Annotated in this window: 21 protein-coding genes; 5 read left to right on the forward strand and 16 right to left on the reverse strand. The window is 68.4% G+C overall.

What is annotated here, in order from left to right:
- Positions 1 to 2: 2 nt before the first annotated feature.
- From purD to C0099_RS04035, 8 genes are all read right to left on the reverse strand, one after another.
- A complete protein-coding gene (gene purD, locus C0099_RS04000) occupies positions 3 to 1280 on the reverse strand; it encodes a phosphoribosylamine--glycine ligase (protein WP_102246248.1) in 1278 nt (425 codons plus the stop codon).
- A 40-nt stretch (positions 1281 to 1320) separates the two neighbouring features.
- A complete protein-coding gene (purH, locus tag C0099_RS04005) occupies positions 1321 to 2892 on the reverse strand; it encodes a bifunctional phosphoribosylaminoimidazolecarboxamide formyltransferase/IMP cyclohydrolase (RefSeq protein WP_102246249.1) in 1572 nt (523 codons plus the stop codon).
- A 35-nt stretch (positions 2893 to 2927) separates the two neighbouring features.
- Positions 2928 to 3164: a helix-turn-helix domain-containing protein gene (locus C0099_RS04010; RefSeq protein WP_102246250.1), complete on the reverse strand. Its 237-nt coding sequence runs from the start codon at positions 3162 to 3164 to the stop codon at positions 2928 to 2930.
- Complete coding sequence (dusB, locus tag C0099_RS04015; protein WP_102246251.1) at positions 3161 to 4183, reverse strand: tRNA dihydrouridine synthase DusB; 1023 nt, start codon at positions 4181 to 4183, stop codon at positions 3161 to 3163. The genes C0099_RS04010 and dusB overlap by 4 nt, the downstream gene beginning before the upstream one ends.
- 130 nt (positions 4184 to 4313) lie before the next feature.
- Complete coding sequence (locus tag C0099_RS04020) at positions 4314 to 5447, reverse strand: FAD-dependent monooxygenase (RefSeq protein ID WP_102248371.1); 1134 nt, start codon at positions 5445 to 5447, stop codon at positions 4314 to 4316.
- A complete protein-coding gene (gene pepP / locus C0099_RS04025) occupies positions 5440 to 6786 on the reverse strand; it encodes a Xaa-Pro aminopeptidase (protein ID WP_102246252.1) in 1347 nt (448 codons plus the stop codon). The genes C0099_RS04020 and pepP overlap by 8 nt, the downstream gene beginning before the upstream one ends.
- A 12-nt stretch (positions 6787 to 6798) precedes the next feature.
- Entirely contained in the window at positions 6799 to 7512 is a 714-nt protein-coding gene (gene murU / locus C0099_RS04030; protein ID WP_228151646.1) for an N-acetylmuramate alpha-1-phosphate uridylyltransferase MurU, read from the reverse strand.
- A gap of 20 nt (positions 7513 to 7532) precedes the next feature.
- Entirely contained in the window at positions 7533 to 8537 is a 1005-nt protein-coding gene (locus C0099_RS04035) for an aminoglycoside phosphotransferase family protein (RefSeq protein ID WP_102246253.1), read from the reverse strand.
- A 230-nt stretch (positions 8538 to 8767) separates the two neighbouring features.
- Here C0099_RS04035 and C0099_RS04040 point away from each other — a divergent pair, with 230 nt between their 5' ends.
- From C0099_RS04040 to C0099_RS04060, 5 genes are all read left to right on the forward strand, one after another.
- Positions 8768 to 11044, forward strand: coding sequence for an LPS-assembly protein LptD (locus C0099_RS04040; protein ID WP_228151647.1), 2277 nt, complete (start codon positions 8768 to 8770; stop codon positions 11042 to 11044).
- 49 nt (positions 11045 to 11093) lie between these two features.
- The gene (locus C0099_RS04045; RefSeq protein ID WP_102248373.1) at positions 11094 to 12392 is read left to right on the forward strand and encodes a peptidylprolyl isomerase; all 1299 of its coding nucleotides are present in this window, start codon (positions 11094 to 11096) and stop codon (positions 12390 to 12392) included.
- Positions 12392 to 13378 carry a 4-hydroxythreonine-4-phosphate dehydrogenase PdxA gene (pdxA, locus tag C0099_RS04050; RefSeq protein WP_102246255.1) on the forward strand — a complete coding sequence of 329 codons (987 nt, stop codon included), beginning with the start codon at positions 12392 to 12394 and terminating at the stop codon, positions 13376 to 13378. The genes C0099_RS04045 and pdxA overlap by 1 nt, the downstream gene beginning before the upstream one ends.
- The gene (gene rsmA, locus C0099_RS04055; protein WP_102246256.1) at positions 13371 to 14147 is read left to right on the forward strand and encodes a 16S rRNA (adenine(1518)-N(6)/adenine(1519)-N(6))-dimethyltransferase RsmA; all 777 of its coding nucleotides are present in this window, start codon (positions 13371 to 13373) and stop codon (positions 14145 to 14147) included. The genes pdxA and rsmA overlap by 8 nt, the downstream gene beginning before the upstream one ends.
- A gap of 95 nt (positions 14148 to 14242) precedes the next feature.
- On the forward strand, positions 14243 to 15295 hold the full coding sequence (locus C0099_RS04060) for an IS110 family RNA-guided transposase (protein ID WP_102245883.1): 1053 nt from the start codon (positions 14243 to 14245) through the stop codon (positions 15293 to 15295).
- A 405-nt stretch (positions 15296 to 15700) separates the two neighbouring features.
- Here C0099_RS04060 and C0099_RS04065 read toward each other — a convergent pair whose 3' ends face one another.
- The 8 genes from C0099_RS04065 to C0099_RS04100 form a co-directional block, all read right to left on the reverse strand.
- Complete coding sequence (locus tag C0099_RS04065; RefSeq protein ID WP_102246257.1) at positions 15701 to 15889, reverse strand: YgaP family membrane protein; 189 nt, start codon at positions 15887 to 15889, stop codon at positions 15701 to 15703.
- A 90-nt stretch (positions 15890 to 15979) separates the two neighbouring features.
- Complete coding sequence (locus C0099_RS04070) at positions 15980 to 16171, reverse strand: YgaP family membrane protein (RefSeq protein WP_102246258.1); 192 nt, start codon at positions 16169 to 16171, stop codon at positions 15980 to 15982.
- 72 nt (positions 16172 to 16243) lie between these two features.
- Positions 16244 to 16900: a Crp/Fnr family transcriptional regulator gene (locus tag C0099_RS04075; protein WP_102246259.1), complete on the reverse strand. Its 657-nt coding sequence runs from the start codon at positions 16898 to 16900 to the stop codon at positions 16244 to 16246.
- A gap of 4 nt (positions 16901 to 16904) precedes the next feature.
- Positions 16905 to 17666 carry an exodeoxyribonuclease III gene (gene xth, locus C0099_RS04080; RefSeq protein WP_102246260.1) on the reverse strand — a complete coding sequence of 254 codons (762 nt, stop codon included), beginning with the start codon at positions 17664 to 17666 and terminating at the stop codon, positions 16905 to 16907.
- On the reverse strand, positions 17663 to 19735 hold the full coding sequence (locus C0099_RS04085; RefSeq protein ID WP_102248374.1) for a M3 family metallopeptidase: 2073 nt from the start codon (positions 19733 to 19735) through the stop codon (positions 17663 to 17665). The genes xth and C0099_RS04085 overlap by 4 nt, the downstream gene beginning before the upstream one ends.
- 94 nt (positions 19736 to 19829) lie before the next feature.
- Entirely contained in the window at positions 19830 to 20603 is a 774-nt protein-coding gene (locus C0099_RS04090) for a DUF2189 domain-containing protein (protein WP_102246261.1), read from the reverse strand.
- Between the two features lie 100 nt (positions 20604 to 20703).
- Positions 20704 to 21954 (reverse strand): MFS transporter, encoded by a 1251-nt coding sequence (locus C0099_RS04095; protein WP_102246262.1) that lies wholly within the window; start codon positions 21952 to 21954, stop codon positions 20704 to 20706.
- 10 nt (positions 21955 to 21964) lie between these two features.
- A complete protein-coding gene (locus C0099_RS04100) occupies positions 21965 to 22900 on the reverse strand; it encodes a phosphoribosylaminoimidazolesuccinocarboxamide synthase (protein ID WP_102246263.1) in 936 nt (311 codons plus the stop codon).
- Positions 22901 to 22935: the final 35 nt, after the last annotated feature.

Raw genomic sequence — 22935 nt, forward strand, 5'->3', positions numbered from 1 at the left:
CGTCAGCCCTTGCGCGCCAGGGCGCGATGCCCGATGTCGTGGCGGTACTGGCAGCCGTCGAAGTGGATGTCGGCGGCGATCTGGTAGGCGCGCGTCTGCGCCAGGCGCGCACTGTCGCCGAGCGCGGTCACGCACAGCACGCGGCCGCCCGAACTGACCACGGCGCCGTCCTTGAGGGCCGTGCCGGCGTGGAAGACGTGGGCGTCCTCGGCGGCGCGCTCGGGCAGGCCGGTGATGGCGTCGCCCTTGCGCGGGCGTGCCGGGTAGCCCTTGGCGGCGAGCACCACGCCGAGCGCGAAACGCCGGTCCCAGTCGGCCTCGACGCGGTCGAGCGTGCCGTCGATGGCGGCCTCGATGAGATCGGACAGGTCGCTCTTCAGACGCATCAGGATGGGCTGGGTTTCCGGGTCGCCCATGCGGCAGTTGAATTCGACCACGCGCGGGCGGCCGTCGGTGTCGATCATCAGCCCGGCATAGAGGAAGCCGGTGTAAGGCGTGCCCTCGGCGATCATGCCTTCGAGCACCGGGTCGATGATTTCGCGCATCACGCGTGCATGCACCTCCGGCGTGACCACCGGCGCGGGCGAATAGGCGCCCATGCCGCCGGTGTTGGGGCCGGCGTCGCCGTCCTTGAGCCGCTTGTGGTCCTGGCTGGTGGCCAGCGCCAGCGCGTGGCGACCGTCGGCCATGACGATGAAGCTCGCTTCCTCGCCTTCGAGGAATTCCTCGACGACGACGCGCGCGCCGGCGTCGCCCATCTTGTTGTCGAGCAGCATCATGTCGATCGCCGCGTGCGCCTCGTCGAGCGTGGTCGCCACCACCACGCCCTTGCCGGCGGCGAGGCCGTCGGCCTTGATGACGATGGGCGCACCCTCGCGCGCGACGTAGTCATGGGCTGCGGTCGCGTCGGTGAAGGTCTCGTACTTCGCGGTGGGAATGCCGTGACGCACCATGAAACGCTTTGCGAAGTCCTTGGAGGCCTCGAGTTGCGCGGCCGCCTGGAGCGGGCCGAAGATCTTCAGATCTGCGGCGCGGAAGGCGTCGACCACGCCTTCGGCCAGCGGCGCCTCGGGGCCGACCACGGTATAGGCCACGTCCTCTCTGCGCGCCAGCTCGATCAGATCCGCGGTCTTGGTGACGGCGACATTCTCGACGCCGGGCTCGCGCGCGGTGCCGGCATTGCCGGGTGCGACCAGGACGCGGGTGACCTTGCCCGACTGTACGAGTTTCCAGGCCAGCGCGTGTTCGCGGCCGCCGGAGCCGATGACGAGAACTTTCATGGGATTCGATTCGTTGGGAGTTGCAGGGATGCGTTCAGTTTCAGTGCCGGAAATGGCGGAAGCCGGTCAGCACCATGGCCACGCCATGCTCGTCGGCGGCAGCGATCACTTCCGCGTCGCGCATCGAGCCGCCGGGCTGGATGACGGCGGTGGCACCGGCCTCGGCGAGCACGTCGAGGCCGTCGCGGAACGGGAAGAAAGCGTCCGAGGCGACCACCGAGCCGCGAATGTCCAGCCCGGCGTTGCCAGCCTTGATGGCGGCGATCCGCGCCGAGTCGACGCGGCTCATCTGGCCCGCGCCCACGCCCACCGTCATGCCGTCGCGGCAATACACGATGGCGTTGGACTTGACGTATTTGGCCACGCGCTGTGCGAACAGCAGGTCGGCCAGCTCACGCGCGTCGGGCGCGCGCTGCGTGACCACCCGCAGATCGGCGGTGGCGATGTGCGCCTCGTCCGCGCCCTGCACCAGCAGACCGCCGCCCACACGCTTGAAGTCGAGCGCGCCCGCTGCGCGTCCGAGCGGACACTGCAGCACGCGCACGTTCTTCTTGGCGGCCAGCAGTTCCAGCGCGTCGGGCGCGAAGGACGGTGCGATGAGCACTTCCATGAACTGTTTGGAGACGCCCTCGGCGGTGGCGCGGTCGACCTCGCAGTTGAACGCGATGATGCCGCCGAAGGCCGAGGTCGGGTCGGTCTGGAAGGCCTTGACATAGGCCTCGGCCGCGTCCGTGCCGAGCGCCACGCCGCAGGGGTTGGCATGCTTGACGATGACGCAGGCGGGCCCGTCGAAGGCCTTGACGCATTCCCAGGCCGCGTCGGCGTCGGCGATGTTGTTGTAGGACAACTCCTTGCCCTGCAACTGACGGTAGCGTGCGATCGTGCCCTCGGCTGCGGTCGGCTCGCGGTAGAAGGCCGCGCCCTGGTGCGGGTTCTCGCCGTAGCGCAGGTCCTGCACCTTGTCGAAGGCCAGTTGCAGCCGGTCCGGGAAGGCCTCTTGCGTGCCGTCCGGGCCAAGAGCGGTCAGATAGTTGGCGATCGCCGAATCGTAGCGCGCGGTATGCGTGTAGGCCTTGGCCGCGAGTGCGAAACGGGTTCTGTACGACAGCGCGCCGTCCCCGGCCTTGAGTTCGTCGACGATGGCCGAGTAGTCGTCCGGGTCGGTGACGATGCCCACGCCACCGGCCTCCGTGCCGTGGTTCTTGGCCGCTGCGCGCACCATCGCCGGGCCGCCGATGTCGATGTTTTCGATGGCGTCCTCCAGCGTACAGCCGGGTTTGGCGACCGTGGCCTGGAACGGGTAGAGGTTCACGACGACCAGATCGATGCGCGAAATGTCGTGCTCGGCGATGGTGTCCATGTGCGCGGGCAGGTCGCGGCGCGCGAGGATGCCGCCGTGCACCTTGGGGTGCAGCGTCTTGACGCGGCCGTCGAGCATCTCGGGAAAGCCGGTGTGATCGGATACGTCGGTGACCGGCAGGTCGGCTTCGCGCAGCAGCGCGGCGGTGCCGCCGGTCGACAGCAGGATCACGCCCAGATCGTGCAGGGCGCGGGCGAGGTCGACGACGCCGCGCTTGTCGGAGACGCTGAGAAGGGCTTGACTGACTTTCATGGGGCGGGAATCCGGCAGCGGCCGCAGGGGCCGGTTTACAGCAGTTCGTGGTCGGAGAGCTTGCGGCGCAGCGTGTTGCGGTTGATGCCCAGCATGCGCGCGGCCACCGACTGATTGCCGCCGGCGCGGTCCATCACGAAGGCCAGCATCGGGCGCTCGGCGTTGCGCATCACCATGTCGTAGAGCGCGGTCGGCTCCTCGCCGTCGAGGTCCTGAAAATACTGGTCGAGCGTGCGGTGCACGGATTCGGCGATGGCGTTGTCGCGACTCATGCGGCGAGCTCCTGCGGTTGTTCTTCTTCGAAACGCAGTCGTGCGTCACGCTCGGCCAGTTGCCCGAAGAATTCGTCGACTGCGGCGAGCTGATCGTCGATCTCGCCGAGCGTGTTCATCATCTTGCGAAACGCCGCCGAGCCGTCCAGACCCTTGGTGTACCAGGAGATGTGCTTGCGTGCGACCTTCACGCCGGTCTCCTCGCCGTAGAAGGCGTACAGGTCCGCCAGATGCTCGCGGCACACGCGCTGGATCTCGCTCACCAGCGGCGGCGGAAGCAGTTCGCCGGTGGCCAGGAAATGCTCGATTTCGCGGAAGATCCAGGGCCGACCCTGCGCGGCGCGACCGATCATGACGCCGTCGGCACCCGTGTAATCCAGCACGTACTTGGCCTTCTGCGGCGTGGTGATGTCGCCGTTGGCGATCACCGGGATGCCCACCAGCGACTTGACCAGGGCGATGGTGTCGTACTCGGCGTGGCCGGTGTACTGGTCGGCGCGCGTGCGCCCGTGAATGGCAATCGCCCGGATGCCGGACTCCTCGGCGATGCGCGCGATGGTCGGGGCGTTCTTGTTCTCGCGGTTCCAGCCGGTACGGAATTTGAGCGTCACCGGCGTATCCGGCACCGCCTTGACGACGGCCTCGAGGATGCGCGCGACCAGCGGCTCGTCCTGCATCAGCGCCGAGCCGGCCATGACGTTGCAGATCTTCTTGGCCGGACAGCCCATGTTGATGTCGATGATCTGCGCACCGCGGTCGGCGTTGTGCTTCGCGGCCTCTGCCATCATCGCAGGGTCGGCGCCGGCGATCTGCACCGAGATCGGGTCCACTTCGCCCTCATGATTGGCGCGGCGCTGGGTCTTGGCGCTGCCGTACAGCAGCGAGTTCGACGTGACCATCTCCGAGACCGCCACGCCGGCACCGAGCTTCTTGCACAACTGGCGGAACGGACGATCGGTCACGCCGGCCATCGGTGCCACGAAGAGGTTGTTGCGCAGTGTAAAGCCGGCGAACTGCATGGACGCGATGACCTCCGCGAATCAAGGGTGGGGAAAGGGCGTCATTCTACCCCAGTGCCCGGCCCCTGCGGCAGCGGGAGTCGTAGGTCGCAGCTTGGCGTCGCGCCGCTGCGCCGATGCCGACCTGCGCCTACGGCCAGGCGCGCGCGCCGAACATCATGCGCCGCGCGATGAAGGCGCGCGCCGGCGGGCACAGGTCGAGCGCGAACAGACCGGCGCCGCGCAGCGCACGCAGCGGGGCCGTTTCGTTGGCGAAGACGCGGATCAGCGCGTCGGTGAAGCCGATGGTGCCGGCGCGGTCGAGCCGGCGCGCACGCGCCCAGGCCTCGATCAGGTCGGCCGTGCCCGGATCGGCGACGTCGCGCACGGCACGGGCCAGGGTGTAGACGTCGCGCAGGGCCAGATTGAACCCCTGGCCGGCGACCGGATGCAGCGTCTGCGCGGCGTTGCCGAGCCACACCGTGCGCGGCCCGGCAGCGCTCTGCCGGTAGCGCAGCGCGAGCGGATAGCGCACGCGTGGTCCCACCGCGGTGAGCATCGTGCGCGTGCCGATCGTCTGCTGCAGACGGGCCAGATAGGCCGCGTCGTCGAGCGTGGTCAGCTGTTCGGCGGTGTCGCGCGAGACCACCAGCACGCTGGCGTAGTCCTCGCCGCAGGGCAGCAGCGCCAGCGGGCCTTCCGGCGTGAAGCGCTCGAAGGCCCGGTTGGCGTGGTCGTCGCGGGTTTGCACCGTGGCGATCAGTGCATGCTGGCCGTAGTCGCGGCTCTTCACGGCTTCGCCCTCGCCGGGGCCGCCCTCGGCGCGTACGGCGAGTTGCGCGGTGAGGATGTGGCCGCCGTCGAGCGTGGCGGTGAGGTTGTCGGCGCCGGGCGCGAGCGCTTCGACGCGTGTGGCGTCGCGCAATGTGACGCCGGCGGCCTCGACGGCGGTGCGCAATGCACCGGCCAGCGCGCCGGCCGAGACCACGTGGCCGAGTGCCGGCACGTCCAACTCCGTCGCGCGCAGCACGCTGCGGCCGAAGCCGCCGCGCTGCGAAACGTGGATGGTTTCGATCGGCGTGGCGGGCAGTCCCTGCCACACGCCCAGTTCCTCGAGGATCAGGCGCGAGCCGTGGGCCAGCGCCAGGGCGCGCGGATCGTCGACGACCGCGCCGGCCTCGCGCGCGTCGGCGACGATGATGCGCCGGCCCGAGCGCGCCAGGGCCAAAGCCAGCGCAAGACCGGCCGGGCCGCCGCCGACGACGAGCACATCGGTGTCAGTCATGCCCGCCATCGCGCATCAGCGCTTCGATTTCGCTGGCTTCGCGCGGCACGTCGTCGGTGAGGTATTCGCAGCCCCCGGCCGTGACCACGGCATCGTCCTCGATGCGCACGCCGATGTTCCAGAAGGCCTCGGGCACGTCATCGGCGGGGCGGATGTAGCAGCCCGGCTCGACCGTCAGCACCATGCCCGGCAGCAGCGGCCGCCAGTCGCCGTCCTTCTTGTACTCGCCCGCGTCGTGCACGTCGCGGCCCAGCCAGTGGCCGGTGCGGTGCATGTAGAAGCGGCGGTAGTCGCCGTTCTCGATCACGTCGTCGAGCGCGCCGGCGAGCAGGCCCAGATCGATCATGCCCTGTGCGAGCACGCGCACCGCGGCCTCGTGCGGCGCGTTCCAGTGATTGCCGGGATGGATCTCGGCCCTGGCCGCGTGCTGGGCGGCGAGCACCAGATCGTAGATCTCGCGCTGTGCGCCGGAAAAACGCCCGCCCACCGGAAAGGTGCGCGTGATGTCCGAGGCGTAGCCGTCGAGTTCGCAGCCGGCGTCGATCAGCAGCAGGTCGCCGTCCGCCATGCGGCGGTCGTTCTCGACGTAGTGCAGGATGCAGGCGTTGGGGCCGCTGGCGACGATGGACGGGTAGGCCGGCGCCTGGCTGCCGGCGCTGCGGAAGGCGTGCAGCAGTTCGGCTTCGATCTCGTACTCGAAGCGGCCCGGGCGGCTCGCGCGCATCGCGCGGCAGTGCGCCGCACTCGAGATGCGCGCGGCGCGCCCCATGATGTCCAGCTCCGAGGCGTCCTTGACCAGGCGCATCTCGTCGAGCTCGGCGAGCACGTCGCGCATGCTGTGCGGCGCGGTGCAGCCGGCGCGGGTCTTGGCACGCACGGCGTTGAGCGCGCGCGTGATGCGCGCGTCCCAGGCGTCGTCGTAGCCGAAGCCGCACCACAGCAGGGGCTGGTCGACGAGCAACTCGGGCAGTTTTTCGTCGAAGGTGGCCACCGGGTGGGCCTCGTCGAAGCCGAAGGCTTCGCGCGCGGCCTCCGGGCCCCAGCGTCGGCCGTCCCAGGTTTCGCGTTCGAGATCCTTTTCGCGACAGAACAGGATCGCGCGCGGGTTCGCGTCGGCGACCAGCACCATGATCGCTTCCGGTTCGCCGAAGCCGCTCAGGTAGTGGAAATAGCTGTCATGGCGATACGGGTAGTGGGTGTCGCGGTTGCGCGTGCGCTCGGGCGCGGTCGCGAGCACCGCCACGCCGCCGCCGGCCGCCTGCATGCGGTTGACGAGGATTTCGCGCCGTCTCAAGAACGGCGCGATGTCGGGGGCGGAGAGTTCGGTTGCAGTATCCATGGGGCGATTGTCTCATGCAGGTGTGGCGCGCAGCCGGCGGTCGAGATCGGCGAGTTGTTCGGGCGTGCCGACGTTTTCCCATGGACCGTCATAGCGCTCGCCGGTTGCACGTCCGGCGGCGATCGCTGCACGGTAGTAGGGGCTCAGCGCCGCGCGTGTGTCGGGCGGGATGTCGATGAAGCTGCGGCTGTCGTACAGCCCGATGTTGCCGAAGGTCAGGCGCGCTGCGCCATCGAGCGACAGGCGGCCGTCGGCGTCCAGTGCGAAGTCGCCGTCGGGGTGAAACGGCGGATTGGGCACCATCACCAGATGCATGTGCGGCTGCGCGGCGCCGGCCATGGTCGCGGCGACCGGTAGCAGGCGGCGGTAGTCGTAGGCGCAGAAGATGTCGCCGGAGACCACCGCGAAGACCTCGCCCGCCGCCGGATCACCGTCGACCAGCAGCGGCAGCGCGCGGGCGATGCCGCCCGCGCTCTCCAGCGCTTCGCCTTCGGGCGAGTAGCGCAGCCGCACGCCGAAGCGGCCGCCGTCACCCAGCGCGGCCTCGATGCACTCGCCCAGCCAGGCGTGGTTGATCACGATGTCACACAGGCCGGCGCGCGCCAGTGCCTCGATCTGCCACACGATGAGCGGCTTGCCACCGACCTCGAGCAAGGGCTTGGGCACGGTGTCGGTGAGCGGGCGCATGCGCTCGCCGCGGCCGGCCGCGAGGATCATGGCGCGCATCGCGCCGCTCGCCGGCGCGTTCAAAACGTATAGCCCACCGTCATCGGCTCGGGTGCGAGCCGTTCGAGCAGGCGCGCCAGCGGCCGGAGTTCGGCATAGCGCACACACACGCGGCGCAGGTGGTGGAGTACCACCGGCATGTCGTCGAGGTAGCGCCGCTTGCCGTCGCGTATCGCCAGCCGCGCGAAGATCCCCAGTACCTTGAGATGGCGCTGCACCCCCATCCATTCGTAGTCGCGGTGAAACTCCGGGAAGTCGTCGCGCACCGGCAGACCCAGGCCGCGCGCGGCCTCCCAGTAGCGGATCAGCAGATCGAGTTCGAATTCCTCGTCCCAGCGGATATAGGCATCCTTGAACAGCGACACCAGGTCGTAGGTGATCGGCCCGAAGACGGCGTCCTGGAAGTCCACGATGCCCGGATTCGCGACGCCGGCCAGATGCATGAGATTGCGCGAATGGTAGTCGCGGTGCACGAATACTTGCGGTTCGGCCAGATTGGTGTCGAGAACGCGAGCGTACACCTTCTCCAGTGCGGCGCGCTCGGTCTCGGTGAGGCTCACCCCGTGATGCCGTTCGACATACCACTGGTCGAACAGGCGCATCTCGCGCTCGAGCAGTTCGCGCGAATACTCGGGCAGCACGCCGGGGCGGCTGGCGCCCTGGATCGCGATCAGCGCGCCCAGCGCGTCGGCGTAAAGATGGGCGGCGTTGTCGGCGTTGAGCACCTGCAGGTAGGTGGTATCGCCCAGGTCCGACATCAGGATGAAGCCCTGTTCGACATCCTCGGCATGAACCTGCGGCACGTGCGCGCCAGCCTCGGCGAACAGGGCGGCCACGGCCAGCCACGGGCGGCAGTCCTCGTGTTCGGGCGGGGCGTCCATGACGATCAGGGTCTCGCCCTCGTCGGGCAGCGAGACGCGGTAGTAGCGGCGAAAGCTCGCGTCGGCCGAGGCCGGCGCGAGTTCGAGACGTCGGCCGGGCAGGGTGGTGGCGAGCCAGGAATCGAGTTGGGCGCGTCGTTGCACCGGGTTCTCCAGTAAGCTGAGGTTTGCGAGGTCGCAGCGCGCGGCGCATCGCGTGCGCAAAGTCTTGGCTGGTGCGGCGCAGGCGCCGTCCGGTGGCCGTTGCGGACGTTTTTTCGATGCACCCTGATGTAGAATCGCCGAGTTTATCAAAGGGCCCGGCCCGACCGTAGATGACCGCAATGGGGGAACACTTGCGCGACACGAGATATGACAGGCGGCGGCTCAGGGTCGTGTCGCTGCTGATTCTGTGTTTCCCGGGCCTGACCAATGCCGGTGCACTCGCTCCCCTGCGGGTCGACCCGTCCCTGCTCGGGGGTCGGGCCGCCTCGCCTGCCGCGGCCAGTGCAGCGGCAGGCGAGGCGGTCTCGGTCAAGCCCGAACTGAGCGACGGCGAAACCACGGTGCGTGCGACCAGCATCCGCGGCTTGCGCACTGTCGAGGTCGTCGCCGAAGGCGAGGCCGAGATCGTGCGCGACGACTTCAGGCTTGCCGCCAATCGCCTGACCTACAACGAACTCACAGACGAGGTCGTCGCCGAGGGCGATGTCCTCCTGCAGCGCGGCGAGGATCGCCTCGAGAGTCCGCGCGGCAACCTCGTGCTGTACGAGCGCGTGGGTCAGTTCGAATCCCCCGAATACAGCTTCGTGATTCCCTCGCGCTCGGAAGAGGCGCCAGGGCGCACCATCGTCGGCCGTGGCCGGGCGGATCGCATCAGTCTCGAAGGCGAGAACCAGTTCCGTGCCGAAGGCGCGACCTGGACCACCTGCAAGCCCGACAGCGAGGACTGGTTCATTCGCGCCGAGGAGATCGAACTCGATTTCGACCGCCAGGTCGGCACGGCCCGTGGCTCTTCGCTGGTGTTCATGGACGTGCCGCTGCTGTACTGGCCGCGCATGAGCTTTCCGCTCGCCGAGCAGCGCCAGTCGGGCTTCCTGGTGCCGTCGGTGGCGGCGTCGAACAAGACCGGCTTCGACGTGACCGTGCCCTATTACTGGAACATCGCGCCCAACTACGATGCCACCATCGTGCCGCGCGTGATGAGCCGGCGCGGCCTGCAGCTGGGCGCCGAATTCCGCTACCTGACGCCGACCTACAACGGCCAGACCCGCATCGAATGGCTGCCGCAGGACCGCGTCACCGGCGAGGCCAGGGGGCTGGGCTCGGTGCAGCATGCGCACGCGCTGACGCAACGCCTGCATGCCTCGGTGAACCTCAACGCGGTCACCGACGACCAGTACTTCGAGGATCTGAGTTCCACGCTGCAGGTTTCCTCGCGGCGCAACCTGCTGCGCGAGGGGCGGCTGGACTACCGCGGCGACTGGTGGCAGGCCTCGATGCTGGCGCAGGGCTACCAGAACCTGCGCGATGACGAGCCCTACCAGCGCCTGCCGCAGTTCGTGGTGTCGGCCTACCGCGACGATCTGCCCGGCGGCGCGGAGTTCATCTTCGACAGCGAAGTGGTCAATTTCCGCCACTCGGATGACGCCTTCATCGACGGGCGGCGCTACAACCTCTACCCGCAGCTGGCGCTGCCCTTCGTGCGTCCGGGCTGGTTCGTCAAGCCCAAGATCGGCTTCCACTACACCAGCTACGATCTGGACGACCCGGTGATGCCGGGCGGGGCGACCTCGATCACGCGTTCGCTGCCGATCTTCTCGGTCGACAGCGGCATGGTCTTCGAGCGCGACTCGAACCTCTTCGGCCGGGCCTTCCAGCAGACGCTGGAGCCGCGCCTGTACTACGTCAACATCCCCTACGAGGACCAGAGCGAGATTCCGGTCTTCGACACGGCGCGCTACGACTTCGGCTTCGCGCAGATCTTCACCGAGAACCGCTACGCGGGCATCGACCGCATCGGCGACGCCAACCAGATCACGGCCGCGCTGACCTCGCGCTTCATCGAGTCCGACAGCGGCATCGAGCGCATGCGCGTGACCGTCGGCCAGCGCTATCATCTGGAAGACCGGCGCGTCGCGCTGCCGGGCGAGTCGCTCAGCAACTTCGGCCGTACCGACGTGCTGGCCGCCTTCTCCGGGCGCATCTCGCGCAGCATCTCGCTCGACGCGGCCATGCAGTACAACCCCGAAAACCAGAACACGCAGCGCACCAACGTGCGCGTGCGCTTCCAGCCCGAGCGCAACAAGGTGTTCAATATCGGTTATCGCTTCTCGCGCGACGTGCTGCGCGACATCGACGTCTCCGCGCAGTGGCCGCTGGGCGGTCGCTGGTATGGTGTGGGTCGCGTGACGCGCTCGATCGACGAGAACCGCATCACCGAGGCGCTGGCCGGCCTCGAGTACGTGAGCACCTGCGGTTGCTGGGCCGTGCGCACCGCGGTCCATCGTTTCGCGATCACCCCGGACGACGTGACCAACGCCTTCTTCCTGCAACTGCAACTCACCGGTCTGGGTGGAATCGGCCCGAGTCCGGTGAATCTGCTCAAGCGCAGCGTGCCCGGCTACGGCATGATCAACGAATCGGTCTCCGACCCCTGGTTCGGCCCGTGACGCGCGCCGCAAGCCACCCAACCGTCAGGCATTGAACCGCATGTCCAAGATGCATCGATTTATCGCCCTCGTCCTCCTGCCGCTCGCCTTCGCGGTGGCGGCCGACGCCCTCGCGCAGCGCGCGATTCCGGCCGACCGCATCGTCGCCGTGGTCAACGACGAGGCCGTCACCGCCACGCAGCTGCGCGATGCGATGGAGCGCGTCGTCGGCCAGTTGCGTCGTCAGGGCGTCGATCTGCCACCGCGCGAAGTGCTCGAAGACCAGGTTCTGGAGCGGCTCGTCCTGGAACGTGCGCAACTGCAGCTGGCGCGCGAGAACGGCATCACCGTCGATGAAGCGACCATGCAGCGCGCGATCACGCGCATCGGCGACAACGCCGGCCTGAACGAGGAGGAACTGCGCGAAGCGCTGCGCCGCGACGGCCTCAGCTGGGAGCGCTTTCGCGAAGACCTGCGCAAGGAGATCCTGATCACGCGTTTGCGCGAGCGCGAGGTCGACAGCCGCATCGTCGTCACCGAAGCGGAAATCGACAACTACCTGGCCAACGCGCCTGAACCGCAGGAGAGCGAGCGCGAACTGCTGGTCGCCCACATCCTGCTGCGCGTGGCCGAGGACGCCGGCGAGGAAGAAGTCGCCGCGGCGCAGCGCACGGCCGCCGACATCCTCGAACGGCACGCCGCCGGCGAGGCCTTCCAGCAACTGGCCATCGAGTTCTCCGATGCGCCCGATGCGCGCGATGGTGGCGTCATCGGCTGGCGTCAGCCCGAGCGCCTGCCGGCCCTGTTTGCCGAGGCGGTCGAGGGGCTGGCGCGCGGCGACGTCTCCGAAGTGCTGCGCAGCGCCGCCGGCCTGCACATCGTCAAGCTCGTCGACACGCGCGGCGGCCCGGAAGGCGATCAGGTCGAGCAGACCCGGGCGCGCCACATCCTGATGCGCACCACCGAAGTGCTGCCCGATGCCGAAGTGCGCGCCCGCCTGGAGGGGCTGCGCGAGCGCATCGTCGTCGGCGGCGAGAGTTTCGAGGACCTGGCCAAGGTCCATTCGGACGACCTGTCGGCCGCACGCGGTGGCGATCTGGGCTGGATCCTGCCGGGCGACACCGTGCCGGAATTCGAACGCGCGATGGACGCGCTCGAGCCCGGCGAAGTCAGCGAACCCGTGCGCTCGCCCTTCGGCTGGCACCTGATCCAGGTCGTCGAGCGTCGCGTGCAGGATGTCAGCGAAGACCGCCTGCGCGCCCAGGCGCGCAACGCGCTGCGCCAGCGCAAGTCCGACGAGGCCTACGAGAGCTGGCTGCGCGAGTTGCGCGATACCGCCTACATCGACATCCGGCTGCTGCGCGACTGATGGTCGACTCGCAGCCAATCGTCGCCGTCACCGCCGGCGAGCCGGCCGGCATCGGGCCGGAACTGTGCGCGCATCTGGCGCTGCGCGACTGGGGCGTGCATCCGGTGGTGCTCGGCGATGCCGGCCTGATCGAATCCCGCCTGGGCCCGCTCGACCGCAAGCTGCGGGTGCGGGAATGGCAACCGGGCAGCGTCGGCGAGGCTGGCACGCTCGACGTGTTGCACCTGCCGCTGGCGCGCGCCTGCCATCCAGGGCGCGTCGATGCGGCCAACGCTGCACACGTGCTCGCCATGCTCGACCGCGCCACCGACGGCTGTATGTCGGGCGAATTCGCCGCGATGGTCACCGCGCCGGTGCACAAGGCGGTCATCAACGAGGCCGGTATCGCCTTCTCCGGCCATACCGAATATCTCGCCGAGCGCACCGGGACGCCGCGCGTGGTGATGATGCTGGTCGGCGGTGGCCTGCGCGTGGCGCTGGTCACCACCCATCTGCCGCTGTCCGCCGTGCCGGCAGCGATCACGCCGGCCGTGCTGGAAGACACGCTGCGCATCCTGCATCGTGACCTGCGCGCGCGCTTCGGGCTGGAAGAGCCGCGCATCCTCGTCGCCGGCCTCAACCCGCACGCGGGCGAGGGCGGGCACATGGGGCGCGAGGAGATCGACATCATCGAGCCGGTGCTCGCACGGCTGCGCGCCGAGGGCATGCAGTTGCACGGCCCGCTACCGGCCGACACCGTTTTTGTGCCGCACACGCTGGAGCGCGGCGACGCGGTGCTGGCGATGTACCACGACCAGGGCCTGCCGGTGCTCAAGTACGCGAGCTTCGGCGGCGGCGTGAACATCACGCTGGGTCTGCCCATCGTGCGTACCTCGGTCGATCACGGTACGGCGCTGGATCTGGCCGGCACAGGGCGTGCCGACCCGGGAAGCCTGTTCGCCGCGATGCAGCTTGCGGTCGATATCGTCGGGCGCGGTCATGGCTGAGCACCGCGCGCGCAAGCGCTTCGGGCAGAACTTCCTCTCCGACGCCAGCGTCATCCGCCGCATCGTCGACGCCATCCGGGCGCAGCCGGGCGAGACCATGGTCGAGATCGGTCCCGGCCTGGGCGCGATGACCGCGCCGCTGGTCGAGCGCCTCGGCCACATGCACGTGATCGAGATCGACCGCGACCTGATCGCCCGCCTCAAGCAACGCTACGCGCCGGAGCAACTTACCATCCACGAAGGCGATGCCCTGGCCTTCGACTTCGCCGCACTCGGCCCCGACCTGCGCGTGGTGGGCAACCTGCCCTACAACATCTCCACACCGCTGCTCTTCCACCTGGCCGGCTTCGCCGAAGGCGTGCGCGACATGCACTTCATGCTGCAGAAGGAAGTCGTCGAGCGCATGGTCGCCGAGCCCGACACGCCCGACTACGGCCGCCTGTCGGTGATGCTGCAGGTGCGCTTCGCGATGGCCAGCATCTTCGACGTCCCCCCCGGCGCCTTCCGCCCCGAGCCCAGGGTCACCTCCAGCATCGTGCGCATGGTCCCGCTGCCTGCGGATCGCCCCGCGCCCGACGACGAGGCGCTATTCGCCCGCATCGTCGCCGCCGCCTTCGGCCAACGCCGCAAGACCCTGCGCAACACCCTGCGCGAATTCCTCACCGACCCCGACTTCGAAGCCCTGTCCATCGACCCCGGCCTGCGCGGCGAACGCCTCACCGTCGCCGACTACATCGCGATCGCGAACCACGTTCATCGCAAGCAATGATCCGTAGGTCAATGGGATGGACTCCTCCCCCTTACGGCATCGAGGTGCCAGACTGAGAATTGCATTCCCAGTCACAGGTTGAGGAGGAGTCCGAGATGAAGATTACGCGCCTTGGCATTGATCTGGCAAAGCAGGTGTTTCAGTTGCATGGGGTGGATGAGCGGGGTCATCGGGTGTTGCGCCGTCAGGTACGGCGGGCGCAGCTGCTGGAGTATCTGGCGCGTCTTGAGCCGTGCCTGATCGGGATGGAGGCGTGCGCCGGTGCGCACCACTGGGCGCGGCGCCTGCGCGAGCTGGGCCATGATGTGCGGCTCATTGCGCCGCAATTTGTGAAGCCGTACGTGCGTGGCAACAAGAACGATGCCAACGACGCGGAGGCGATCTGCGAAGCGGTGGGTCGTCCGGACATGCGCTTTGTGCGCATCAAGACGGTGGCGCAGCAGGACATTCAGGCGCTGCACCGGGTGCGCAGCGAGCGGGTGACCTCACGCACGGCGCTGGTCAATCAGATTCGCGGCCTGGTGGGCGAGTACGGGATTGCGATCGCACAAGGGGTCAGGCAGGTACGGGTGGCGCTGCCCGTGCTGATCGAGAACGCAGACGAGCGGCTCAGCGAGGCGTTCGTGCAGATTCTGTCGGAACAGTACGACGATCTGGTCGCGCTCGATGAGCGCATCGCCCGGCTCGACGCACAGATCGAGCGCATCGCGCGCGAGGATGGGGCCGCGCGACGGCTGATGAGTTTGCGCGGAGTGGGCCCGATCACCGCCACCGCGCTGGTGGCCAGCTTGGGCGATGGCCGTCAGTTCGCCCGGGCGCGCCAGGCCAGTGCCTGGGCGGGGATCGTGCCAGCGCAGCACGCGAGCGGGGGCAAGCAGCGCCTGCTGGGCATCAGCAAGCGCGGTGACGCGTATGTGCGCACCTTGCTTATCCACGGCGCGCGCTCGGTGATCAAGAACTGCGCGCACAAGGACGATGCGTTGAGCTGTTGGGTGCAGGCGCTGTGCGCGCGACGCAACAAGAACGTGGCCGCGGTGGCGCTGGCCAACAAGACGCTACGCATGGCCTGGGCGTTGTTGGTGCGAGGCGGTGAGTACGATCCGGAGCATGCACGAACACGGACCGAAGAGCCTGTGGGTGTGGCGTGAGCGCTGCGCAGTGATTGAAGTGAATCGAAGTAACGAGAAGGAGTAAGCCCCTACCGTCGATTGCGAAGCCCAAGTCGTGGATGGCTCACAGGTCGAACCGACGTCGGCACAGCCTGCTTAACGCGAAGTGCTCCCAAGCACGATAGGTCGATCAGGCGCCGGCGTGCGAATAGCCCATCGAGACCCGAGCAAATGCGCTCAACTACTGAGGTCGGATATACGTGCGCAGTCGTACCCAACAGCCAAAGACGACAAAAGGCTTGCAAACGGGAGGAGTCCATATACGCGTCGAGCCGCAGGCGAGTGCGACACTCCCCTCACGGGACGGACCCGCCCGCAGCACACGCGAGATGTCGCACTCGCTGCGCTCGTCACGACCTACCAATCCAGCCCGCCTCGAATGCCTCAATCCTTCGGGCAAGTATCGATCTTGAACAGCGTATAGGCCGGGCAGGTGCCCATCAGGCCGGTGACCAGCGGCAGCACGCCGATCCAGGTCCAGGGGGCGCCCACGTCCATGATCGCCAGTGCGATCAGCACGAGGCCGGCGACGATGCGTACGGTCTTGTCGATGGAACCGACGTTCTTGGTCATGGGAATCCCTCCTTGTGCGCCCGATTGACGGCAGTGCTCAGGCCATGTGACCGCGACCGGTCGGGAAAGCTCCCCGGACCGGTCGGCGGATCAGGTTGCGCGCTTGCCGCAGGTGGTGAAGCCCAGCAACGGGTAGAGCGGGCACCAGCGTAGCAGACCGGTGGCCAGCGGGATCACGCCGATCCAGGCCCAGACGGGGCCGCCTGCGATGGCCCAGGCGATCAGGGCGATGCCTGCGACGATGCGAAGAATGCGGTCGATGCCGCCGACGTTGGCTTTCATCGGAACCTCCTTGTGTGGATGACGGTTCCGATTTCAGCAGCCCGTGCTGCGCCGGTCTGTGACCGCGGTCACTCAGGAGGTTGCGGCGATCTCGCGCAAGCGCGCAGGGTCGAGAAGTTCCACCTGTTCGCGCCCCAGGCGCACCAGCCCCTGGTCGGCGAAGCCGCCGAGCAGGCGGCTGACGATTTCGCGCACGCTGCCCAGCTCGTCGGCCAGTTGCTGGTGGGTGACGCGCAGCACGCGGCCCTTGCCCAGCAGCACGGCGGCCAGACGCTGGTCGAGGCGGCGGAAGGCGACTTCCTCGACCAGCTGCATCAGCCCGGCGATGCGCTCGGCGAACAGCCGGAAGACGAAATCGCGGAAGGGCGGCTCGGCCAGCAGTGTGTCGAAGCGGGTGGCCGGCAGCGCCATCAGCCGCACCGGGCCTTCGCTGACGCCGCGCGCGGTGTAGGGCGCGTGGCCCAGCAGGCAGGACGAGGACAGGATGCAGGTCTCGCCGGCAGTGACGCGGTACAGCGGCAGTTCACGGCCGTTGGGCGCGTGCTTGGTCACGCGGATGGCGCCGTCGAGTACGAAGGGGAAGCCCTCGCAGGGCTGGTGTTCGTCGAACAGCACCGCGCCGTCGGGTACGTCGATCCACTGCGCAGCCGCGAGCGTGTCGGCGACCAGCGATGCGGGCAGGGCGTCGAACACCGGGTAGAGCGCGTGCAGGGCTGCGTCGTCGCGCATCGGCTCACAGCGCCAGATCGACGAGCACCGGCGCGTGGTCGGAGGGTCGTTCGAGCTTGCGCGGCGCCTTGTCGATGGTGCATGCGGTGCACGCCTCGGCCAGCGTTGGCGTGAGCAGCACATGGTCGATGCGCAGGCCGTAGTTGCGCCGGAAAGCTCCCATGCGGTAGTCCCACCATGAGAAGCTCTGCTCCGGCTGCACGAACAGGCGGAAGGCGTCGTTGAGGCCCAGCGCCTCGATGCGGTAGAAGGCGGCGCGCTCGGGTTCGGAGACGTGGATCTCGTCGCTCCAGTCGGGATGGGCGTCGCGCTCGTCGGGGGCGATGTTGTAGTCGCCCACCAGTGCGAGCTTCGGATGGGCGGCGATTTCGTCCTTGAGCCAGGCGGTGAGCGCTTCGAGCCAGCGCAGCTTGTATTCGAACTTCTCCGAGCCGACCGCCTGGCCGTTGGGGAAATAGCCGCACACCACGCGCACGCCGTCGATGGTGGCGGCGATGACGCGCTTCTGCTCGTCCGCGAAGCCGGGAATGCCGCGCACCACGTCGGTCGCCTCACTGCGACTGAGGATGGCGACCCCGTTGTAGGTCTTCTGCCCGTCGAACACGGCGCGGTAGCCGACCTCGGCCAGCGCCTCTGCGGGGAAGCCGGCGTCCTCGCACTTGATCTCCTGCAGGCCCAGCGCGTCGGGCTGGTGCGTGGCCAGCCAGTCGAGGACGTGGGGCAGGCGGACCTTGAGCGAATTGACGTTCCAGGTGGCGATCTTCACGCCGCCACCATGCCGCTGTGGCGCAGCAAGGCGTCGACGCGCGGCTCGCGGCCACGGAAGGCCTTGAACGATTCGATCGCCGGGCGACTGCCGCCGACCGACAGGATCTCGCGCCAGAAGCGCTCGCCGGTGGCCGTATCGAGCACCGTACCGGCCTCGCCGCGCGCTTCCTCGAAGGCCTCGAAGGCGTCCGCCGAGAGGACCTCGGCCCACTTGTAGCTGTAGTAGCCGGCCGCGTAACCGCCCGCGAAGATGTGCGAGAAGCTGTGCGGGAAGCGGTGCCACTCGGGCGGCTGGATCACCGCGACCTCGCGGCGAACGTCGGCGAGCACCTGCATGACACGCTCGACCGGCACCGTGTCGCCTTCGGGTTCGAGCTGGCTGTGGATGAGCAGGTCGAACAGCGAGAACTCGATCTGGCGCACCGTCTGCATGCCGCTCTGGAAGTTCTTCGCCGCGACCATCTTGTCGAACAGCTCGCGTGGCAGCGGCTCGCCGCTGTCGACGTGGGCGCTCATGCCCGAGACCACGTCCCACTCCCAGCAGAAGTTCTCCATGAACTGGCTGGGAAGCTCCACCGCGTCCCACTCGACGCCGTGGATGCCGGATACTGCGACTTCGTCGACCTGGGTGAGCAGGTGGTGCAGGCCGTGGCCGCACTCGTGGAACAGGGTCTGCACGTCGTCGTGCGAGAAGGTCGCCGGCCTTATTTGCGTACCCTGCGCCGATGGGCCGGAGAAATTGCACACCAGATAGGCGACCGGCGTCTGCACGCCCTCGCGCGCCTTCATGCGGCTGCGTGCCGAATCCATCCACGCGCCGCCGCGCTTGGTTTCGCGCGCGTGCAGGTCGAGATAGAACTGGCCGATGGTCGCGCCGTCGCGCTCGATGCGGAAGAAGCGCGCGTCCGCGTCCCACTTCGGTGCCTCGTCGGGGATGATGGCGACGCCGTACAGGCGCTGGATCACGCCGAACAGGCCATCGAGCACCCGCGGCTCGGGGAAGTACTGCTTGACCTCGTGCTCCGAGAAGGCATAGCGCGCCTGGCGCAGCTTCTCGGAGGCGTAGCCCACGTCCCACGGCTGCAGTTCGTCGATGCCCAGTTCGCGCGCGGCGAATTCGCGCAGTTCACGCAGATCGCGCTCGGCATGCGGTTTGGCCCTGGCGGCCAGATCGCGCAGGAAGTCGAGCACCTGTTGCGGCGACTCGGCCATTTTCGGCACCAGCGATACCTCGGCGTGGTTGGCGTAGCCGAGCATCTTCGCTTCCTCGGCGCGTAGCGCGAGGATGCGGCCGATCAGCGGGCCGTTGTCGAGTTTCGCGTCACCGAATTCCGAGGCGCGCGTGGCGTAGGCGCGGTACATGCGCGCGCGCAGCTCGCGGTCGTCGGCGTACTGCATTACCGGCATCCAGGACGGGAAATGCAGCGTGAACTTCCAGCTTTGCGGCCGTCCGGCCTTCTCGGCCGCGGCGCGCGCGGCGGCTACGTCGTCGGCCGGGATGCCGGCCAGCTGCGCCTCGTCGTCGATCCACTCGACATGGGCGTTGGTGGCGTCGAGCAGGTTCTCCTGGAACCTGGCGGAGAGCGCGGACAGTTCTTCCTGGATCTGCTTGAAGCGCGGCTTGTCGGCGTCGGGCAACTCCGCCCCGGCCAGACGGAAGTCGCGCACCTCGTTGTCGAGGATGCGGCGGCGCACCGGCGACAGCGTGGCGTACTCGGTGCCTTCGCGGATGGCCTTGTACTTCTCGTACAGCGCCAGGTTCTGGCCCAGTTCGGCGTAGAAGCTCGAGACCTCGGGCAGCATCGCGTTGTAAGCCTCGCGCCATTCGGGCACGTCGAACACGCTGTGCAGGTGGCCCACCACGCCCCAGGCGCGGCCCAGACGCTCGCCGGCCTCGGTCAGCGGCGCGACGAAGCCGTCCCAGGTGGGCGTGGCCGGGTCGGCCAGCTTCGCTTCGATCAGGCGACGGTTTTCGTCGATCAGTTCGCGGATCGCCGGCGCGACGTGCTCGGGGCGGATCGCGTCGAAACGGGGCAGGGCGGTGAAGTCGAGCAGGGGGTTGGTCATGCGTTCCTCGGGTCGAAAAAAGACGATGTCCATCGGACCGTCGCGTGCGGCGGCGGTTCGACGGACATTGTAGCGTTCGCGCCGCGGCGCGCGGCTATTCGACCAGATCGCGGTAGGCGTGCCAGGTGGCGTGGCCGAGCAACGGCAGCACCACGATCATGCCGATCATCAGCGTGGCGAAGCCGATCGCCACGAGGCCGACGATGATCGCCGCCCACAGCGCCATCGCTTTCTGATTGGCAGCCACGGCGCGCATGCTCGTCATCGTCGCGGTGACGATGTCGCTGTCGCGATCCATCAGCATCGGGACGGCCACTACCGAAAGCGAGAACACCAGCGCGGCGACGGCGCCGCCGATCAGGACATAGATGGCAACGAAGTCCAGATACGCGGTTGACAGCAGCACTTCGCTGGCGAAGCCGCCGACGCCGGAAACGCTGCCGTCATAGAACAGCGCGAACAGGATCGCCGACAGGCGCTCCCAGGCGATCAGTGCGAAAGCGAGGAAGGAGCCGAAGAAGGCGAGCTGGTCGGCGTGTCCGCGCAGGCCGCCGAGCGACGCGAAGAAGCCGGTCGCCTCGCCCGCGTCGTGACGGCGCGAGATTTCGTACAGACCGGCCGCCGCCAGCGGCCCGATCAGCAGGAAGCCGGAAATGGCGGCCGTGAACAGATACGGCCGGTCCATCGTCGAGGCCAGGATGAAGGCGCCGGCGAGTGCGAACACCACGCCGTAGGCGAGGCTGGCGACGAGGCTGTCGCGCATGTCCTGCCAGCCCTGTCGCAGCCAGAGCAGTACGTGTGCCGGTTCGACGCGTCGGATGTCGGGCAGATGGAAATGGTGGTCCAGTGAGTGCAGCGGCTTGTCCATGCGATCCTCCTGCGTACGTGAAGGTCGGAGCGAGGGCGATGGCCCTCGCTCTCAGCATAGAACGTGCAATGGCAATTGCAGGGGTCGGAAAACGCGCAGATCAGGCAGGGCGCCACACGTTGCGGCAGCGCGTCTCGCGCAGCAGCGAACCCGCGATCACGCCGCTGACGGCGACGGCGACAAGCAGCGCCAGTGCCGGCGTGAAGGTGTCGGGGACGTACTGGCGCACGCCGGCCACGGTGGTGCCGTCCCAGCCGTGGTCCATGATCAGTCCGACCACCGGTTGCAGGATCGAGGCCGAGACGAAGCCGCCCATGTTGACGACGCTGGTACTCATGCCCGACAGGTGGGGCGGATTGACCTCCTTGACGCAGGCCCAGGACAGCGTGAAGGCCGCCGTGGTCACACCCATCAGTGCGAACAGCACAAGACTGGCGGCGAGCGGCATGCGCACGCCCGACAGCCACACCAGCCAGATCGCCACACAGGCCGCACCGGTGGCGACCAGCACCGGCTTGCGTCGGCCGATGCGGTCGGAGAGCGTGCCGATGGCCAGGCAGCCGCAGGCGAAGCCGGCGAACAGCAGCGAGATGTGGTTGGCGGCGTCGATACGCGACAGTTCATGCACCGACATCAGATACGGCGTGGCCCACAGCCCGCCGAAGGCGAAGAAACTGCCGCACAGGCCGAAATTGACGAAGACCGCCGGCCAGGTCAGCCGATTCCGGAGCACCGTCAGCAGGCCTTCGAGAATCGCCGTGCGGTCGAAGCGCGGGCGTCCCTCGCGCGGTGCCTCGCGCACCAGGAACCAGGTGGCCACGACCAGCGCGAGCGAGATTGCGGCGGTGGCGAGAAAGGCCGTGCGCCACGAAGTCGCCGCCGACAGGGCCGCCAGCGGCGTGCCGGCGAGCATCGAGCCGGCGTTGCCGAGCAGCATCGCCAGGCCGACCATGCTGGCGAAGCGGTTCTCCGGGTACCACAGCGCGATGAGCTTGAGCATCGCGACGAAGACCACCGCCACGCCCAGACCGGTGACGGTGCGCCCGATCATCGCCACGCTCAGATCGGGTGCGAGCGCGAACAGCGCACTGCCGGCCGCGGCAAGCAGGCCGCCGCCGAGCAGCGTGTGGCGCGGCCCGACCGTGTCGACGAGGATGCCGGTGGGAATCTGCACCAGCGCATAGACGTAGAAATAGGTCGCCGCGAGCACGCCCAGCGAGGCGGCCGTGGTGCCGAACGCGCTGGCCAGATCCTGCGCCACACCGGCCGGCGCGAAGCGGTGGAAGAAGGACAGCATGTAGGCCGCGATCACCACCGCCAGGGCGAGATTGCGGCCGGTAGCGCCCGTCATCGCGCGCGACTCAGTCGAGCGTCTTGCCGGTCAGGCGCTCGTAGGCCTCGCGGTACTTGGCGGCGGTCTTTTCGATGACCTCGGGCGGCAGATGCGGCGCCGGCGGCGTCTTGTCCCAGTCCAGGGTCTCGAGGTAGTCGCGCACGAACTGCTTGTCGAAGGACGGCGGATTGATGCCGACCTGGTAGCTGTCGGCCGGCCAGAAGCGCGACGAATCCGGCGTGAGCGCCTCGTCGATGAGATGCAGCGTGCCCGCGGCGTCGATGCCGAATTCGAACTTGGTGTCGGCGATGATGATGCCCTGCTTGCGCGCGTGGAAGGCCGCTTCCATGTACAGCGCGATGGCTGCCACGCGGGCCTGCTCCGCCAGTTGCGTGCCGGTCCTGCCGGTGCCTTCGAGTGCGCCGGCGAGCGCCTTGTCGCAGGCCGCGCAAGCCTGTTCGATGGAAATGTTCTCGTCGTGGTCGCCCACCTCGGCCTTGGTGGCCGGCGTGAACAGCGGGATCGGGAACTGGGTGGCCTGCTGCAGGCCCGGCGGCAGTTCGATGCCGCACACCGCACCCGTGGCCTGATAGTCCTTCCAGCCCGAGCCGGCGAGATAGCCGCGCACCACCGCCTCGATGGGCAGCGGCACGAGGCGCTTGACCACCAGCGCGCGATCGCGCACCTGCTCGCGCTCGTTTTCGGCGACGACGGATTCGGGGTCGATGCCGGTGAGCTGGTTGGGCACGATGCGCGCGAGCCGCTCGAACCAGAAGGCCGAGGTGGCGGTGAGCACGCGGCCCTTGTCGGGGATCGGGTCGGGCAGGACCACGTCGAAGGCCGAGAGCCGATCGGTGGTGACGATGAGCAGGCGGTCGGAGTCGACGGCGTAGATGTCGCGCACCTTGCCGCGTGCGACGAGCGGCAGGCTTTCGATCGTGGATTCGTACATCGGGGTGGCCACGGCGGGAAAACTCCGGTCGGGGAAATCCGGCGATT

The organism is Pseudazoarcus pumilus, assembly GCF_002872475.1.
GTDB lineage: Bacteria > Pseudomonadota > Gammaproteobacteria > Burkholderiales > Rhodocyclaceae > Pseudazoarcus > Pseudazoarcus pumilus.

What these genes read in the sequence shown, in the direction of transcription:
- purD (WP_102246248.1), bottom strand. Translation starts at nt 1,280, where the DNA reads ATGAAAGTTCTCGTCATCGGCTCCGGCGGCCGCGAACACGCGCTGGCC.
- purH (WP_102246249.1), bottom strand. Translation starts at nt 2,892, where the DNA reads ATGAAAGTCAGTCAAGCCCTTCTCAGCGTCTCCGACAAGCGCGGCGTC.
- C0099_RS04010 (WP_102246250.1), bottom strand. Translation starts at nt 3,164, where the DNA reads ATGAGTCGCGACAACGCCATCGCCGAATCCGTGCACCGCACGCTCGAC.
- dusB (WP_102246251.1), bottom strand. Translation starts at nt 4,183, where the DNA reads ATGCAGTTCGCCGGCTTTACACTGCGCAACAACCTCTTCGTGGCACCG.
- C0099_RS04020 (WP_102248371.1), bottom strand. Translation starts at nt 5,447, where the DNA reads ATGACTGACACCGATGTGCTCGTCGTCGGCGGCGGCCCGGCCGGTCTT.
- pepP (WP_102246252.1), bottom strand. Translation starts at nt 6,786, where the DNA reads ATGGATACTGCAACCGAACTCTCCGCCCCCGACATCGCGCCGTTCTTG.
- murU (WP_228151646.1), bottom strand. Translation starts at nt 7,512, where the DNA reads ATGCGCGCCATGATCCTCGCGGCCGGCCGCGGCGAGCGCATGCGCCCG.
- C0099_RS04045 (WP_102248373.1), top strand. Translation starts at nt 11,094, where the DNA reads ATGCATCGATTTATCGCCCTCGTCCTCCTGCCGCTCGCCTTCGCGGTG.
- pdxA (WP_102246255.1), top strand. Translation starts at nt 12,392, where the DNA reads ATGGTCGACTCGCAGCCAATCGTCGCCGTCACCGCCGGCGAGCCGGCC.
- rsmA (WP_102246256.1), top strand. Translation starts at nt 13,371, where the DNA reads ATGGCTGAGCACCGCGCGCGCAAGCGCTTCGGGCAGAACTTCCTCTCC.
- C0099_RS04060 (WP_102245883.1), top strand. Translation starts at nt 14,243, where the DNA reads ATGAAGATTACGCGCCTTGGCATTGATCTGGCAAAGCAGGTGTTTCAG.
- C0099_RS04065 (WP_102246257.1), bottom strand. Translation starts at nt 15,889, where the DNA reads ATGACCAAGAACGTCGGTTCCATCGACAAGACCGTACGCATCGTCGCC.
- C0099_RS04070 (WP_102246258.1), bottom strand. Translation starts at nt 16,171, where the DNA reads ATGAAAGCCAACGTCGGCGGCATCGACCGCATTCTTCGCATCGTCGCA.
- C0099_RS04075 (WP_102246259.1), bottom strand. Translation starts at nt 16,900, where the DNA reads ATGCGCGACGACGCAGCCCTGCACGCGCTCTACCCGGTGTTCGACGCC.
- C0099_RS04085 (WP_102248374.1), bottom strand. Translation starts at nt 19,735, where the DNA reads ATGACCAACCCCCTGCTCGACTTCACCGCCCTGCCCCGTTTCGACGCG.
- C0099_RS04090 (WP_102246261.1), bottom strand. Translation starts at nt 20,603, where the DNA reads ATGGACAAGCCGCTGCACTCACTGGACCACCATTTCCATCTGCCCGAC.
- C0099_RS04095 (WP_102246262.1), bottom strand. Translation starts at nt 21,954, where the DNA reads ATGACGGGCGCTACCGGCCGCAATCTCGCCCTGGCGGTGGTGATCGCG.